The organism is Kribbella sp. NPDC026611 (assembly GCF_040638345.1).
Lineage (GTDB): Bacteria > Actinomycetota > Actinomycetes > Propionibacteriales > Kribbellaceae > Kribbella.
This window is the reverse complement of the sequence record NZ_JBEZYC010000004.1, coordinates 13,701-29,384: the sequence shown is the minus strand read 5'-3', so window position 1 is coordinate 29,384 and position 15,684 is coordinate 13,701. Positions and strand designations below refer to the sequence as shown.

General features: G+C 69.4%; 12 protein-coding genes. 2 read left to right on the top strand and 10 right to left on the bottom strand.

Annotated features, from left to right (window positions below; translation table 11 throughout):
* Positions 1–28: 28 nt before the first annotated feature.
* Together AB0E69_RS17270 and AB0E69_RS17265 are read left to right on the top strand one after the other, a co-directional pair.
* Entirely contained in the window at positions 29–577 is a 549-nt protein-coding gene (locus tag AB0E69_RS17270; protein WP_360146051.1) for a helix-turn-helix domain-containing protein, read from the top strand.
* Positions 578–668: 91 nt separating this feature from the next.
* The gene (locus AB0E69_RS17265) at positions 669–2,390 is read left to right on the top strand and encodes an alpha/beta hydrolase (RefSeq protein ID WP_360146048.1); all 1,722 of its coding nucleotides are present in this window, start codon (positions 669–671) and stop codon (positions 2,388–2,390) included.
* 442 nt (positions 2,391–2,832) lie between these two features.
* Here AB0E69_RS17265 and AB0E69_RS17260 read toward each other — a convergent pair whose 3' ends face one another.
* The 10 genes from AB0E69_RS17260 to AB0E69_RS17215 form a co-directional block, all read right to left on the bottom strand.
* Positions 2,833–5,331 carry a tetratricopeptide repeat protein gene (locus tag AB0E69_RS17260; RefSeq protein ID WP_360146045.1) on the bottom strand — a complete coding sequence of 833 codons (2,499 nt, stop codon included), beginning with the start codon at positions 5,329–5,331 and terminating at the stop codon, positions 2,833–2,835.
* 119 nt (positions 5,332–5,450) lie between these two features.
* A complete protein-coding gene (locus AB0E69_RS17255) occupies positions 5,451–5,894 on the bottom strand; it encodes a hypothetical protein (protein ID WP_360146042.1) in 444 nt (147 codons plus the stop codon).
* 1 nt (position 5,895) lies between these two features.
* On the bottom strand, positions 5,896–6,642 hold the full coding sequence (gene dapB, locus AB0E69_RS17250) for a 4-hydroxy-tetrahydrodipicolinate reductase (RefSeq protein ID WP_360146039.1): 747 nt from the start codon (positions 6,640–6,642) through the stop codon (positions 5,896–5,898).
* A 42-nt stretch (positions 6,643–6,684) separates the two neighbouring features.
* On the bottom strand, positions 6,685–8,487 hold the full coding sequence (locus AB0E69_RS17245) for a hypothetical protein (RefSeq protein WP_360146036.1): 1,803 nt from the start codon (positions 8,485–8,487) through the stop codon (positions 6,685–6,687).
* 34 nt (positions 8,488–8,521) lie between these two features.
* Positions 8,522–9,514 carry a dipeptide ABC transporter ATP-binding protein gene (locus AB0E69_RS17240; protein WP_360146033.1) on the bottom strand — a complete coding sequence of 331 codons (993 nt, stop codon included), beginning with the start codon at positions 9,512–9,514 and terminating at the stop codon, positions 8,522–8,524.
* A complete protein-coding gene (locus tag AB0E69_RS17235) occupies positions 9,514–10,509 on the bottom strand; it encodes an ABC transporter ATP-binding protein (protein WP_360146030.1) in 996 nt (331 codons plus the stop codon). The genes AB0E69_RS17240 and AB0E69_RS17235 overlap by 1 nt, the downstream gene beginning before the upstream one ends.
* Before the next feature lie 115 nt (positions 10,510–10,624).
* Positions 10,625–11,518 (bottom strand): ABC transporter permease, encoded by an 894-nt coding sequence (locus AB0E69_RS17230; RefSeq protein ID WP_360146027.1) that lies wholly within the window; start codon positions 11,516–11,518, stop codon positions 10,625–10,627.
* Positions 11,511–12,437, bottom strand: coding sequence for an ABC transporter permease (locus AB0E69_RS17225; protein ID WP_360146024.1), 927 nt, complete (start codon positions 12,435–12,437; stop codon positions 11,511–11,513). Before AB0E69_RS17225 ends, AB0E69_RS17230 begins: the two co-directional genes overlap by 8 nt.
* A gap of 12 nt (positions 12,438–12,449) precedes the next feature.
* Entirely contained in the window at positions 12,450–14,063 is a 1,614-nt protein-coding gene (locus AB0E69_RS17220; RefSeq protein WP_360148486.1) for an ABC transporter substrate-binding protein, read from the bottom strand.
* Between the two features lie 239 nt (positions 14,064–14,302).
* Positions 14,303–15,646 (bottom strand): PLP-dependent aminotransferase family protein, encoded by a 1,344-nt coding sequence (locus AB0E69_RS17215; protein WP_360146021.1) that lies wholly within the window; start codon positions 15,644–15,646, stop codon positions 14,303–14,305.
* Positions 15,647–15,684 lie beyond the last annotated feature (38 nt).

Genomic DNA, 15,684 nt, shown 5'->3' with positions numbered 1-15,684 from the left:
AAACCCCGGGCATGCGATTCTGACCCGCATGACACAGGTCGAGGTGAACGACGTCGGGGACATGGTCCTCACCGAGGCGGCCGCGATGCGCGCGCTCGCCGACCCGGCGCGGCTCGCGCTGGTGGACCGGCTGACCCGCGGCGGTACGGCGACAGCCGCCGAGCTCGGCGAGCAGATCGACGACGTGCAAAGCCATCTCGACGCCCTCGCCGCCGTCGGCCTCGTCGTCCCGGACGGCGACGGGTGGAAGACCCCCGGACGCGGGCTGTACTTCGAGATCCCGGACTCGGGACCGGAGGACGTCCAGCGAGCCGCCCGTGAGCTCAGCAACGCGATGCTGCTGAACTACGAGCAGGTGCCGCGCGACTGGGTCGAGGGGACCGAGCCGGGGCTGGACCTGGGCTGGGCCCGGGCGGCCGGTCTGTTCAACGCCGGTATGTCCGTGACGGCCGACGAACTGCGCCTGATCCAGGAGGACCTGGAGACGCTCCTCAAGCCGTACCTGAACCGCACCGAGCCACCGGCCGGCAGCCGCCGGGTCCGGATGCTCGCGTACTTCCTTCCACCGGGCGCATAACCAGGCTCGCCGGGGGTGGTGCTCGACCACTCGCGGTAGGCATGACAGATTGTCACGGTCCGATTACGTGTGGCGATCCGCTGGAGTCTGCATGAAGTACCTCACCCTGGCCGTCGGCCTAGGGCTGTCCGCTGTTGCCGTTCTCGTCGTACCGGGGTCTGGTGCGACCGCCTCGATGCAACAGGCCACCGTGGTCGACAGACCGCATCCGGTGGCCAACAGGTACCTCCAGCAGATACCGAAGTGGACGCAGTGCGGTGACGAGGAGATGCGGACGTACTGTGCCAAGATCACCGTCCCGCGGGACTGGGCGAACCAGTACGCCGGCAACGACCTCCAGATCGCCGTCAGCAAGGTCGCCCCGGCCAAGGGCAAGCCGAGCCGGGTCGTCTTCGGCAACCCGGGTGGACCCGGTGCGGCGGGTCTCGGCATGGCGCCGTACCTCGCCGGCCAGGCACCGCTGGCCAAGGACCACCTCGCGGTCGGCTTCGACCCGCGCGGTACCGGCGACAGCACCCAGATCAGCTGCGACGGCGCACCGACGTACTCGATGGACGCCCGCGACCGCACCCCGGGCAACCAGGAGCTGACCGCGGCGGCGTCCCGGATGGTGCAGCCGTACTGCGAGAGCCAGTCCCGCGACCTGCTCCCGTACATCACCACCGCTCAGACCGTGCAGGACATGGACCTGATCCGGCAGCTGCTCGGCTTCGACCGGATCGACTACGTCGGGTACTCCGGCGGCACCTGGCTCGGCGCGTACTACCAGACCTACTTCCCCAGCCACGTCGGCCGCTTCGTGCTGGACTCGAACACCGACTTCACCGGCAGCTGGCTGAACACGTTCGTCAGCCAGCCGCAGGCCTTCGAGCGCCGCTTCCGGGAGGACTTCGCACCCTGGGCGGCGAAGTACGACAGCCAGCTGCACCTCGGCACGTCGCCCGGCCAGGTCGTCCGGGTCTACGAACGGCTACGCAGAGCGCTCAAGGAGCAGCCGGCGGTCGAGGAGTTCATGGACGCCGGGGTGAAGGTCAGCTACGACCAGAACACCCTCGACGAGATGGTCGCCGGGGATTTGTATACAAAACTCGACTTTCATTCGCTGGCCGCCGACCTGGCATTTCTGCGCGACCTTTCCGCGGCCCAGGCAAAAGGCGGTCCGCAGGCCGCGCAACGGCACGTGAACGCACTGTCGGCGGACCGTCAGCGCCAGCTCGTGCAGCGCGCGAACCGGGTCCCCGTCGGGATGCGCCCCTTCGGCCACGTGGTCGGTGAGGACGACTCCGAGGACGCGACCTTCACCGCGATCACGTGCAACGACACGACCTGGCCGCAGGGCCGCGAGTACGGCGAGCAGCTCGCCGCGCGGCTCGGTCCGCACTTCCCGCTGGTCGGCTGGACGATGACGCAGAACCCGTGCTTCTACTGGAACCGCCCGAACCTGACGATGCCGACACCGACCGGCAAGGGCCTGCCGACAACGCTGATGGTGCAGTCGGTCCACGACCCGGCCACCAGCTACTCGCTCGCCGTCGCCGCCCACCAGCGGTACGCCGGCTCGCGGCTGCTGACCGTCACCCGCGAAGGCGACCACGGCATCTACGGCGGCGTGAACAAGTGCGCGGACCGGATCGTCAACACGTTCCTCACCACCGGCAAGGCACCGGCCAAGGACGCCAGGTGCGTCGGCGAAGGGATCCCCGCACCGGACGCGGCCGAGCCGGGGCTCGAGGAAGCCACCGGATACCACCACGGTGCGCCGTTGCGCCGGATAGCGGGATTCACGAAAGCCGTCTCCGGATATCTGCACTGAGCGATCGTTTGCCCTGCCCCGGACGGACAGCAATTTCGCCGGAATTTCCCCTACGCACGGACAGATTGTGGTCACGGTCGGCGAAATTCCCGCCGGACTTTCGTTGTCAGGACATATTTGTCAGGGCGATGTCAGGGTTCCGTCCCTGTGCGACGCTCTGTGATTTCGACAACCTTGAGTCAGCGCGGAGGAGCCGGGGCGTCGACCGGGAGGGCTCGACGGACGGGTGACCATCGCCGACGTGGCTTCGGCCGGCTGTGAGGTGGGGGGACTGCCTGGGGGGTCAGACAGAGGCACAGCCGGCCGGGCCACGTAGTCAGGTCATGGAGACCCGGCCCGCGCCCACAAGTCCCTCGCGGGGCACCGTCGATCCCCCAGGTCGTGGTGCCTCGCGAGGCACCATCCGATCAGCACACCTGGTGGAGTGCTGATCGGCTTTCGTTCACAAGAGATCGGTAGCGCGGGCTGCCGGTCCGGGCGGTGGGTAGCCGTCGGCGACCGCGGCGAGGGGCGCGGCCTTTCCGGCGGACCAAGCCGCCCGGAAGGCTCTTCGGTCCAGCGACTCCTCGATCGCCGCCCGGGTGGCGTCGCGGTCCGCCTTCTCCACCTGCGGCACGGGTGCACGAATCACTTCCCGTACGCCGTCCGCAGCGCCCAGCAGGAACGCGGCGTACTCGCTGCGGCCGCGCTGCTGGGCCACCGCCGCGAGCTCCTCGAGCACACTGGCCGACCGCCACCTATCGCCGAGGTCGCGATGCTCGGCCAGGCTCTCGTCCAGCAGGTGTACGGCGCGCTCTGTGAGGCCACGCCGCCGCTCGACCACGCCGAGCTGGTTCAGCGACCAGGCGACGCCCTCGCGGTACCCGAGCCGCTGCGACAAAGCCAAGCTCTCCTGCAGCAGGTCCTCCGCCTCGACCAGCTCACCGCTGTACTGCGCGATGCTTCCGAGACTGATCAGCGACCAGGCCAAGCCCTCGCCGTCCCCGACTATCCGGAAGCTGTCCCGTGCTCGCTTGCAGCGCCGGGCACCGAGCTCCAGGTCGCCTCGCAGCCACGCCACGAACCCCAGGTGGTTGTGGGCCCACGCCATACCGGCGCGGTCGCCCAGGCTCTCGTACAGGTCGAAGCTGAGGCAGTGCAGGTCCTCCGCAGCCACGTAGTCGCCGCGCTCGCGCGCCACTCCCCCAAGCCGCTGCAGGGTCAGCGCCCGGCCCGCTACGTCGTTCAGCTCCTCGTACTGCTGCAAGGCCGTCTGCAGTCGCTCGGTGGCGGTGTCGTACTCGCACTGCAGGAACGCCAGCGTCCCCGCGCCCAGGTTGGCCTTCGCACAGGCCGGCGCCATCCCGTCGACCGGCTCAGTGTTGGCCAGTGCCAGCGAGCGCTCCAGCCACTGCCCGCCCTCGGCGTAGTGGCCACGGAGGTAGCAGAACAGCCAGAGCCCGCCGGCCAGCCGCAAAGCTGTCTTGACAGACCGAGTCCGCAGAGCCCACGCCATGGCCGCCCGCAGGTTGTTCAGCTCGGCGTCCAGTCGCTCCAACCACTCTGCCTGCTCCGGACCGCGCAGGTGGCTCTCGGCCTCCTCGACCATGGTCAGGTAGAACTCCGCGTGCCGCTCGGCTGCCTCTTCGGTCCGGCCGGCTGCTGCCAAGCGATCAGCAGCGAACTCCCGGATCACCCCGAGCATGTAGTACCGCGCCACACCGCCCCGCCGGATCACGCGGATCAGCGACTTGTCCACCAGCCGCCCAGTGAGGTCCAGCGCCTCTGCTCGCGCCAGCGGTCCAGGCTTGGCCTCTCCGGACATGACCGTCGCCGCCGCACTCAACGGCCAGCCGCCGACGAAGACGGACAGCTGGGCGAACACCTCCCGCTCGCCGGGGGTTAGCAGGTCGTGGCTCCACTCGATCGCGCCGGACATCGACTGCTGACGTGGCGACGCGGTCCGCGAGCCACCGGCGAGGATGCCGAAGGACGTCTCCAGCTCGTTCGCCAGCTCCTCGATCGTCATCACGTTCGTCCGGGCCGCGGCCAGCTCGATCGCGAGCGGCATGCCTTCGAGGCGCCGTACCACTCGGGCGACCTGGTCGAGCTCGCCGCTCGGGTCGTAGCCGCGCGCGGTCGCCCGCTCGACGAACAGCCGCACGGCGGCCGACGACTCCGCCTGCGCCTCGTCGTGCGGCAGCGCCAGCGCGGGTACGACGTACACGCTCTCGCCCTGCACGCGCAGCAGCTCCCGGCTGGACGCCAGGATCGACAGGTTGGGGCAGTACTCCAGCAGCGCCGCGGCGAGCTGGCCGACCGTCGCGACCACATGCGAGCAGTTGTCGAAGACGAGCAGCATCGTGCTGCGGCCGATCTGCTCGGCGATCTCCTCGACCAGCCGCGTGCTCTCCATCGGATGCAGCCCGATCGACGCGGCCAGCGCGGGTACGACGGCCGCCGGGTCGCTCAGCGAGGCCAGTGGCACCCAGCAGACGCCGTCCGGGAAGCTGTCCACGACCTCAGCGGCCAGTGCGAGGGTCAACCGCGTCTTGCCCACGCCGCCCGGACCGGTCAGAGTCAGCAGCCGGGTGATGCGCTGACCGAGCAGGCGCGTGGTCGCTGTCAGCTCAGTGGTGCGGCCGATCAGCTCGTTGGCCGCCGCCGGTGGCTGCCGCACCGGCGGCCTGGAAGTGTCGGTCTCCTTGCGCGCGGCCGCGGTGAGCTGGGTGCGATCGGGATCGCCCAGCCGGAGGGCGTCGGCGAGCAAACGCAACGTGTGCGCACGCGGCGCACGCCGGCGTCCCCGCTCCAAGGCCGCGATCGCGTCGACGCTCAGACCGGCGAGCTCGGCGAGTCCCTCCTGCGAAAGCCCCGCGTCCCGGCGGTGCTGCCGCAGCAGGCCACCGAACGCAGCCCCCTGCACGTCGTCCGAGCCGCGGCGAGACCCGTCTGATGGCACAGGACGGCTCCACCCAGTCTCCGACCTCACGTGGCGGTTGCCACGTTCCCTGAAAATAGCCCGTTCCACACCCTGTTGTCAGTTATCGCGGTGTCGTTCCCAGCGAACTCCCAGGTAACTCACGGGGTCCGGGCGTGCTGCGCGATCGCCGTTCGCATGCTCGCGCGGGCCCGTTTCCGGTCCCCGGCCGCGTCGTACGCCGTCGACAAACGGAACCACACGCGCCAATCCTCGGGCGCCGCCTCAGCCTCCGCCTTGTACTTTGTGAACGACTCGTCCGCGGCGGCCCGGTCGATCCGGCCGGACGGTCGCCGGGGCAGGTCGTCGACCGGCAACCCGCCGGCCGCCTCCAGTTCGCGCGCCAGCGTCTCCGTCTGCCGACCGAACTGCAGCTCCCGCCACACCAGGTAGGCACCCAGCAACGGGATCGCCAGTACGGCGATGCCCAGCACGATCGCGACCGGATCGCCGGTCCCGATCAGCAGCGCCCCGCGCCATCCCAGCAGTACGGCGTACGCGACGAACACCACCGCGACGACGATCGCCGTACGTTTGGCCGTCATCTCAGCCGAGATCCATGAAGTGCTCGAGACCGACCGTGAGACCGGGGGTGGCGCCGATCCGGCGGACGCCGAGCAGGACGCCGGCCATGAACGAGACCCGCGCCATCGAGTCGTGGCGGATCGTCAGCGTCTCGCCCTCGTCACCGAACAGCACCTCCTGGTGCGCGATCAGCCCGCGCAGCCGGACGCCGTGCACCCGGATCCCGTCCACCTCCGCACCGCGCGCACCGTCCAGCGCCGTCGTGGTCGCGTCCGGGATCGGTCCGGAGCCGGCCTCGTGGCGCGCGGCCGCGATCAGCTCCGCCGTCCGCCGGGCCGTGCCGGACGGAGCGTCCACCTTGTCCGGGTGGTGCAGCTCGATGATCTCCACCGACTCGTAGTACCGCGCGGCCTTCGTGGCGAACTGCATCATCAGCACGGCGCCGATGGAGAAGTTCGGCGCGATCAGCACGCCGGTACCGGGGCTCTTGTCCAGCAGACCGCGCAGCGTGGCCAGGCGGGACTCGTCGAAGCCGGTGGTGCCGACGACCGCGTGGATCCCGTGCGCGATACACCAGGCCAGGTTGTCCATCACGACCTCGGGCCGGGTGAAGTCGACCACGACCTCGGCACCGGCCTTCGCCAGCTCCTCGAGGTCGTCACCCTGGTCCAGCCGGGCGACCAGCTCGCAGTCGGCGGCCTCCTCGACCGCGAGGCACGTCTGAGCGCCCATCCTGCCCTTGGCCCCCAGCACACCGACCTTGATCATCCGCAGCCTTCCTGTCCCAACCGGATCGTGGGGAACAGGATCTCATCCGCCCTTCGGCACCCACACCTGGAGGCCGATGGTCTGCGGCGGCGGGGCGAGCAGCTCGTAGTCGGCGCGGAAGTCCAGCAGGCAGGCGTGCAGTGCGTCGATCTCGACGTCGGAGATCTTCCGGTTGAGGATGATGATCGGCGGCCGGTTCGGGTTCCAGGGCTGGCCCTTCTTGCAGACCTCCTCGATCCCGGCGGCGGACCGCTGCCGCTCCTTCGGCGCGACCCACGCCTCGCCGACCGGCCGGCCCTGCAGCATCAGCACCAGACCGGCCATCTTGTCGTAGGCCAGCATCGGCCGCCCGGCCGGCTGGGTGTAAGGACGCAATCGAGTCGCTAGGGCCGCGAACCGCTGCGCGGCTCGCGGCTCGAGGTACAGGCCCTTCAAGGCCGGCAGTCGTGACTTCGCGGTCAGCTTGGAGTGGCCGACCGAGCGGTACGGGTAGTCGAACAGCCCGGTGTACGCGATCGAGGCGGTCGCGATCAGCGAACCCACCAGCACAAGGCCGACCGTCGCCCGGGCCGCGATCGGCGTGGCCCAGATGCCGGTCAGGACCGCGATCGTCAGCGCGGCCCAGGCCGCGAAGGCGTTGAAGCCGATCGTGTAGAGCGGCGTGTTCGTCCCGAACGCCTGGACGAGCGGGAGCAGCACGAGCAGGCCGAGGATCACCCAGGTCCGCGTGTTCTCCTGGCTGAGCCGCGAGCATTCGGCGACTCCGGCCCGATGCGCAACGACCGCACCGACGGCCGCCACCACAGCCACCAGGACGACGGCCAGCAGAGTCACGGGGTACGTCGGCGTGTGCAACGAGCCGCCCAGCGCGCCGTCGCCGACCACCACCTGCCGCACCGACAGCGCCAGGGCGACCACAGCCAGTACGGCGGCGACCAGCCGGAGCCAGCGCCAGCGGCCGATCACCGCGACCGCTGTCGCGAGCAGGAGCAGGCCATGCGTCCGGAGCGTGCGGCCGAGCAGCTTCAGGCCGCTCGTCCAGTAGAACTGGAGCAGGTCGGCCGGCGAGTACGACGTACCGGCGATGAACCTGTTCACGGTCAGGATCCCCGGCACCGCGACGTTCAGCCGGACGACGAACAGGTGCACGACCAGCGCCGCCAGGGCCAGACCGCCCAACGCCCAGAGGATGCCCCGAGCAACGGATCGCCAGCCCTGCGCCGCCAGGACGACCACCGCGGTGGCAACGATCAGGCCGATCACCACGACCGAGGTCCACTTCGCCAGCACCATCGCGCCGATCACCAGACCGGCCACGACAAAGACCCAGAAAGGCACCGTGCGGGCACGATCGTCCGCCGTCGCCATCCACAGCACGCACGCCACCAGCGTGAGCGCGCCGAGCAGCACCACATCGTTGTAGCCGGGCGACTGCGGCAGCCAGCTGTAACACATCCCGCCCGCGGCGAGGATGACCGCCATCCCTGCCGGCTCCCACAGCTTGGTCGACGGCATGCCCGGCCTGCGGCCGCGCAGCCAGCGCATGAAGCTGTAGCCGAACAGCAAGTGCACGACGACGACCGTGAACAACCGGAACAGCCGCAGCCGGACGATGTCGTACCCGAGCCACTCGAACACCGGCCCGTACAGGTACTGCACGCCGGTCAGCGCCAGCGGGTTGCTGCTCCACCACCGGTAGGACAGCAGGTAGTAGCCCTCATCGGTGATGTCGAAGCCCTCGTTCGCGGCCCGGGCCGCGGTCAGGATCCACCACCCGGCCAGGGCGGCCGCCACCACGAAGACCCCGAGCAGCAGGACCTGCCGGGAGATTCGGGGCGCACGCACGGCGCAACCCTAGGCCATCAGCGCGCCACCCCCGTCAGGCCGTGTAGGCCCGCTGGGACTCCTCGGCGAAGTGACAGGCAACGGTCTGCCCGGAGGAAAGCTCCCGCAGCTCCGGTGTGTCGGTGCTACACCGGGCCTCCGCCCGCAGGCACCGGGTGTGGAACCGGCAACCCGACGGCGGCAGCACCGGCGACGGCGGATCACCGGCGAGAACGATCCGTTTCCGGCCCTGCCGGGCCAGCCCTGGTTCGGCCGAGAGCAGCGCCTGGGTGTACGGGTGCGCGGGGATGTCATACACCTGCTGGTGCTCGCCCAGCTCGGCGACCTTCCCGAGGTACATCACCGCCACCCGGTCCGAGACGTGCCGGACCACGGACAGGTCGTGGGCGACGAAGATGATGCTCAGCCCGAGCTCGCGCTGCAGCCGCATCAGCAGGTTCACCACCTGCGCCTGGACCGACAGGTCGAGCGCCGACACCGGCTCGTCGCAGAGCAGTACGTCGGGGTTGAGTGCGATCGCCCGCGCGATGCCGATCCGTTGCCGCTGGCCACCGGAGAACTGGTGCGGGAACTTCGTCTCGTCCTCGCGCCGCAGCCCGACCAGCTCCAGCAGCTCCCGGACCCGCTTGGGAATGTCGACGGTCTTGCCGACGTCCGGGTGGACCTCGAGCGGCTCGGCGACGATCTCGCCCACGCGCATCCGCGGGTTGAGGCTGGAGTACGGGTCCTGGAAGACGACCTGCACGTTCTGCCGCCAGCGCCGCAGTTCGCGGCCCTTGAGCTTGCTGACGTCCACGCCGTTGTACTCGATCTGCCCGGCCGTCGGCTTCTCCAGCGCCGCGAGCAGCCGCACCAGCGTGGACTTCCCGCAGCCGGACTCTCCCACGATGCCGAGCGACTCGCCCTTGCGCAGCGTCAGGTCGACGCCGTCGACCGCCCGGACCAGCACCTTCGCGCCGAAGTTCAGCGCGGGGCTGATGTCGTAGTGCTTGACCACGCCGGTCGCGACCAGCAGTTCGTCGGCCATCACACCGCCTCCTTCTCGGCGAGCGTCGTACGCCGGATGCAGGCAGCGTCACGTCCGGGGGCGACCGTGAGCAGCGGCGGTACTTCGTCGGCGCACTCCTCGATCGCGATCGGGCACCGGGTCCGGAACGCGCACCCGGACGGGATCGCGCGCAGCGACGGCGGCGTACCCGCGATCGTCGGCAGCTCGCGGCCCTTCAGTTCGGCCGACGGCATCGAGCCCAGCAGCCCTTCCGTGTAAGGGTGAACGGGATGGTCGAGAGCCGCGGCGGTCGCGGCCCGCTCGACCACGTGGCCGGCGTACATCACCACCACGTTGTCCGCGACGTCGGAGACCACGCCGAGGTCGTGGGTGATCAGCACGACGCCCATCTCCCGCTCCGCCTGCAGCTCCGCGATCAGCTCCAGGATCTGCGCCTGCACGGTGACGTCGAGCGCGGTCGTCGGCTCGTCGGCGATCAGTACGTCGGGATCGAGCGCGAGCGCCATCGCCAGCATCACCCGCTGCCGCATTCCGCCGGAGAACTCGTGCGGGTAGTCCCGCACCCGCTTCGCCGCGGCCGGGATCCGGACCTGGTCGAGCATCTCGGCGGCCCGCTTCATCGCGTCCTTCCTGGACAGCCCGCGGTGCACCCGAAAGCACTCGGCGATCTGCGTCCCGACCGACTGCACCGGGTTCAGCGCGGACAGCGAGTCCTGGAACACCATCGTGATCCGGTCCCCGACGATCCGCCGCCGCTCCTTCATGGTCATGCCGATCAGGTCCGCACCGCGGTACTCCGCCGTCCCCGAGACGATCCGCCCGGGCGGCATCTCCAGGATCCCGGTCAGCGCCTGCGTCGACACACTCTTCCCCGACCCGGACTCGCCCAGGATCGCGAGCATCTCGCCCGCCCGCACCTGCCAGGACACCCCGTCCACAGCCCGCACCGGCCCCCGCGGAGTGTCGAACTCGACGGTGAGGTCATCCACCTTGAGCAGTACTTCGCCAGTCATCGGGCCTCCCGGTCTGGACTGAGGAGCGGAGGGAGCGAAGCGACCGGAGCGACGAGGGAAGACCGGGAGGCGAAGCCCGATGACTCACCGAGCCGGAGGCGAGGAATGTGCACAGTCATCGCAGCAACTTCGGGTCCAGGGCGTCTCGGATGGAGTCGCCGATGATCATGAACGAGATCGTCATTGTGGAGATGAACAGGGCCGGCCAGATGAACAGGTGCGGGGCGTCGCGGTACGACGCGGCCACGCCGAACTGGGAGCCCCACGAGATGGACGGGGGTTGCAGGCCGACGCCGAGGAAGGTCAGGGCGGCCTCGAGACCGATCAGGCCGCCGATGCCCAGCGTCGTCATCGCGAGCAGCGGTGCCATCGCGTTGGGGAACACGTGTTTGCGCAGGATGCGCAGTGGCGGTACGCCGATCGAGCGCGCCGCCAGCACGTACTCGCGGTTGCGGACCGAGAACACCGTGGACCGCATGATCCGCATCCCCTGCGGCCAGCCGGTGACCAGGATGATCGCGACGATGATCCAGATGCTCCGGTCCGGCACCGAGTTCAGGATCACGATCAGCGCGATCAGCCCGGGCAGCGCGAACAGGACGTCGGCGACCCGCGAGATCACCGTGTCCACCAGGCCCGGGAAGTACCCGGCCAGCAGCCCCAGGAGGCCGGCGACGATGAACCCGCCGAAGCCCGCGACCAGACTGACCAGCACCGACGGGCGAGCGCCGTACACCACGTTCGCCAGGTAGTCGCAGCCCTGGATGTCGAAGCCGAACGGGTGTCCGGGCTCGCGGCTGTGCGCGCTCTTGGCGAGCTCGCAGTACCGCGGGTCCGCAGAGGTGAACAGCCGCGGTACCGCGGCCATCGCGAAGAACACGAGCACCAGGAGGAGGCAGATGTCGAACTGCGGCTTGCGCAGCAGCGCGACCAGCAGCTCGCGGTTGGACAGGGTCCGGCCTTCGAGGTCCTGCGTCTCGGCCCCGAAGACCGACTGGGTTTCAGACATTGCGCACCCTCGGATCGATCGCACCGTAGACGACGTCGACGACCAGGTTGATCAGGATGAACATCAGGAACGCCAGCGTGGACAGCAGCACCACCACGCCACCCTCCTTCAGCTTGATCGCCTGAAACATGAACTGGCCGAGCCCCGGCAGGTTGAAGATGCTCTCCGCGAGCACCGCGCCCGCGAAGATGCCGGCCAGATCGACACCCATCAGCGTGACCACCGGCAGCAACGCGTTCGGCAGCATGTGCCGCCAGAGGATCCGTTGCTCGCCGAGGCCCTTGGCCCGCGCGGTCTTCACGAAGTCCGCGGTGGCGGTGTCGACGATCGACGTCCGGGTCAGCCGGGCCAGCCCGGCGAACCCCGAGATACCGATGCAGAGCGCCGGTAGCAGGTAGGCCAGCGGCCAGCCGTCGCGGATACCGGACACCGGCAGCCACTTCAGCTCGACGCCGAACAGGTACTGCCCGGTGAAGTAGAGCACCAGGCCCGGCACGGCCAGCACGACCAGGGTTGCCAGCAGCAACAACCTGTCCACCATCCCGTTGCGCCGGAAACCGGCGTACAGGCCGAACAGGAGGCCGAAGATCCACTGGAACACCAGGCTCATCGAAGCCAGCTTGAGCGTCACCGGGATCCGCAGCCGGAGCTGGTCGGCGATGTCCGCGCCGGCGAACGTGGTCCCGAAGTGGCCGGTGAAGATGTCCTTCATGCTCAGCAGGTACTGGACGATGAAGGGATCGTCGAGGTGGAACTGGGCGCGCTTGGCGGCCAGCACCGCGGCCGGGATCGGTTTGTCACCGGCCAGCTCGCGCAGGGGGTCCCCGGGCATCGCGAACACGAGCGCGAAGACCCCCAGCGTGACGATCAGGCCGATCGGGATCGCCGCCAGCACGCGGCGAAGGATGAACCTCAGCACTGAGACAGCGCCTTACTTGAAGGTGGCCCAGAGCGCTGACACACCGACGTACTTCGACACCCGCGGCTCGATCTTCGCCGAGTGCAGGTACGCGTTCGACTTGGTGTAGAGCGGCACCAGCGGCATGTCCTCGAGCGCGATGTCCTCGGCCTGCTGGTAGATGGCGATCGCCTTCTCCTGGTCCGGCTCGGCGTCACCCTTGGCCAGCAGCGCGTCCAGCGCCGGGTTGCTGTACCCGGAGAAGTTCGCGTCACCGTTGGTCTTGAACATCGGCGTCAGGTAGTCCTCGATCGACGGGTAGTCGTGACCCCAACCGCTGAACCGCAGCCCGTCCAGCTTCCGGCTGCCGGCCAGCTCGGTGATCTCCGAGCTCTGCTTGCCGGTGTACTTCACCTGCAGGCCCAGGTTCTGCCGGAGCATGTTGCCGATCGCCTCGGCGAAGATCTGGCCGGTCGCGGAGCTGGTGCTGTAGTTGATGTTGACCGGACCGGAGAAGCCGCCGGCCTCCTGCAGCAGCGCCTTGGCCTTGGCCGGGTCGAAGTCGCAGTACTTGCAGGCGTCCGCGCGGTACCCGTTGATGTCCGGCGCGATCAGGCCCTTGGCCGGCTCGGACAGGCCGACCAGGTCGGCGAAGGCCTTTCGGTCGATCGCCTCCGAGAACGCGTGCCGCAGCTTCGGGTTCTTGAACCGGGCGTCCCAGGCCGGCATCACCAGGTAGTTCGCGCCCGAGCTGACGCTGGTCACCCAGCCGTCCGGGGCGTCGCTCTTGAAGCTCTTCACTTTGGTCGGCGGGACGTCCACGAAGTCCACGTTGCCGGCCAGGAACTCGTTGTAGGCGGTGTCGGCGTTCGGGATGAACCGGTACGTGATCTGGTCGGCCTCGGGCGGGTTCGGCCCCTTGTAGCCGTCCCACTTGGCCAGTTTGATGTCGTCGCCGGCATTCCAGGCGGCGGCCATCTTGTACGGGCCGTTCCCGATCGGCTTGCGCTTGTACGCGTCCGGGTTCTTCCGCACCTCCTCCGGCAGCGGCGCCAGGCCGAGGTACTGCAAGGTCAGGCCGAACTGCGAGAACGGCACCTTGAGCTTGACCGTGAAGGTCAGGTTGTCGACCTGCTTCAGCCCGCTCATCGCCTTCACCGAGGTCGGCTTCGGGGTGGCGCCGTCGGCGGTCGGCGGGTTCAGCGCGTCGTACCCCTCGACCTTGGAGAAGAAGCCGTTGTTCTTCCAGGCGTTCGAGCCCTCGGCGGCCAGGTTCCAGCTGTCCACGTAGTCCTTCGCAGTCAGCGGCTGGCCGTTCTGGAAGGTGTTGCCGGGCTTCAGCTTGATCGTCCAGGTCTGGCTGGTCTTGTCCGGCGTGACCGAGTCGGCCATCACGTTCTGCAGCTTGCCGCTGTTCGGGTCCGTGGTCACCAGCGGGGCGATCACCGCCATCGCGACCTGGATGCCCGGACTGCCGTTCTCGTTCAGCGGGTTGATGTACTCCAGCGGGTCGGCGGCGATCGCGATCACTTCGCTCTTGCTGCCGCCGGAGCCACTGCCACCGCTGCTGCTCTTGCCGTCCCCACAGGAGGCGAGCACCAGCGCGAGGCCGAGTGCCACCCCCACTACCCCAGTCAGACGTCGCACGGTCAAACCAACTTCCTCGGCGGGAGGGCCGCTAGGCGGGCGAACATGCGTCATGTTCGCTGGTCGAAACTGCGCATGTCAACGTTGTCAGGCACAAAGCGGCGGCGCGTAACGCAGGCGTTACTTAACCCGAGACCTCAGATGATTAGCCGGATAGCACCCGGGCAAGCTGGCTTCGACGGAGCAGGGTGGCCGAGTCATCAGATGACACGTCACCTGGGAGCGGCGCGCCCATGTGCTCACAAATGCGCAGATCGCAGCCCGGCGGCGAGTGCGGAGAGTGCCGGAGCCCATGCATGCTGTGGTTGCGCGCCGTATCCGAGGACCAGCGCGGGTGGCAGTCCGGCGCCGAAGTGGGACAGGCCGAAGGTCTCCACGCCGTGCTCGGCGAGTGTCCGCAGTACGGCGTGCTCGTCCTGCTCCGGGGGCAGGTCCACCACCGTCTGCAGGCCGGCCGCGGTCCCGTTGACCCGGTAGTTGCCGAGGGCGCGGATCAGGTCGTCGCGGCGGCGCCGGTACCGCAACCGGGACGACCTGACGTACCGGTCGTACGCACCTGAGGCGATCAGCGCGGCCAGTGTCAACTGGCTGAGCGAGTCGCTGTGCCGGTCGCTCCAGGTCTTCTCGTCGATCACCGCGTCGACCAGCGGCAGCGGTACGACGAGCCAGCCGAGGCGCAGGCCCGGTGCGAGCGTCTTGCTCGCCGAGCCGGCGTACGCGACCACGTCCGGCGCCAGCCCCTGGAGCGAGCCGATCGGCTGCCGGTCGTACCGGAACTCGCCGTCGTAGTCGTCCTCCAGCACGAACGCACCGGTAGACCGCGCCCAGTGCAGCACCTCGGTACGGCGGGCCGGCGCGAGCGGCACGCCCATCGGGAACTGGCTGGCCGGGTAGAGCAGCACTCCCCCGGCGTCGCCGAGCGCCTCGACCACAGCGCCGTGCTTGTCCACCGGGATCGGACGGGCCTCGAGCCCGGCGCGCTTGACCTGTTCGGGGATCGCCGCCTGGCCGGGACGCTCGTACGCGAACGATCGCACCCCGAGGCGCCCGAGCGTCTGGGTGAACAGACCGATGGCCTGCCGGACGCCGGTGCACAGGATGATCTGATCCGGTGCCGCCTGCACGCCACGGACCCGGCGGAGGTAGCTGGCGAGGACCGCCCGCGCGTACGCCGGGCCACGCGCGTCGTCGTACTGCAGAGCCTCGTGCGGCCGGGTGTTGAGGACCTGTCGGGTCGCAGCGTGCCAGGCGGCGACCGGGAAGGTGGAGACGTCCGGCCGGCCGGGCCGGAAGTCGTAGCGGACCCGCGGTTCGCGGACAAGAGCCACGTGCTGCGCCGGAGCCTGCGTAGCCCCGGCGGTCTGCGTGCCGGCGCCGCTGTTGCCGGTCAGGTAGCCCTCCTGCACGAGCTGGCTGTAAGCCTCAGCGACGGTGTTGCGGGCGACGCCGAGCTCGGCCGCCAGGGCCCTGCTGGACGGCAGGCGAGTCGCCGGAGGGAGCGCCCGGATCGCTTCGCGGAGCGCGTGCTCGAGACCGGCGCGGACGCCGCGCGAGCGGTCGACGTCCAGGTGCAGATCCGGCATGGCCCAGGATTCTAGACCGTGCTTGGCCCAAGATCGTG

Excerpts from the sequence above, each read along its gene's own strand:
- AB0E69_RS17270 (WP_360146051.1), top strand. The coding sequence starts at position 29 with ATGACACAGGTCGAGGTGAACGACGTCGGGGACATGGTCCTCACCGAG.
- AB0E69_RS17265 (WP_360146048.1), top strand. The coding sequence starts at position 669 with ATGAAGTACCTCACCCTGGCCGTCGGCCTAGGGCTGTCCGCTGTTGCC.
- AB0E69_RS17255 (WP_360146042.1), bottom strand. The coding sequence starts at position 5,894 with ATGACGGCCAAACGTACGGCGATCGTCGTCGCGGTGGTGTTCGTCGCG.
- dapB (WP_360146039.1), bottom strand. The coding sequence starts at position 6,642 with ATGATCAAGGTCGGTGTGCTGGGGGCCAAGGGCAGGATGGGCGCTCAG.
- AB0E69_RS17240 (WP_360146033.1), bottom strand. The coding sequence starts at position 9,514 with ATGGCCGACGAACTGCTGGTCGCGACCGGCGTGGTCAAGCACTACGAC.
- AB0E69_RS17235 (WP_360146030.1), bottom strand. The coding sequence starts at position 10,509 with ATGACTGGCGAAGTACTGCTCAAGGTGGATGACCTCACCGTCGAGTTC.
- AB0E69_RS17230 (WP_360146027.1), bottom strand. The coding sequence starts at position 11,518 with ATGTCTGAAACCCAGTCGGTCTTCGGGGCCGAGACGCAGGACCTCGAA.
- AB0E69_RS17215 (WP_360146021.1), bottom strand. The coding sequence starts at position 15,646 with ATGCCGGATCTGCACCTGGACGTCGACCGCTCGCGCGGCGTCCGCGCC.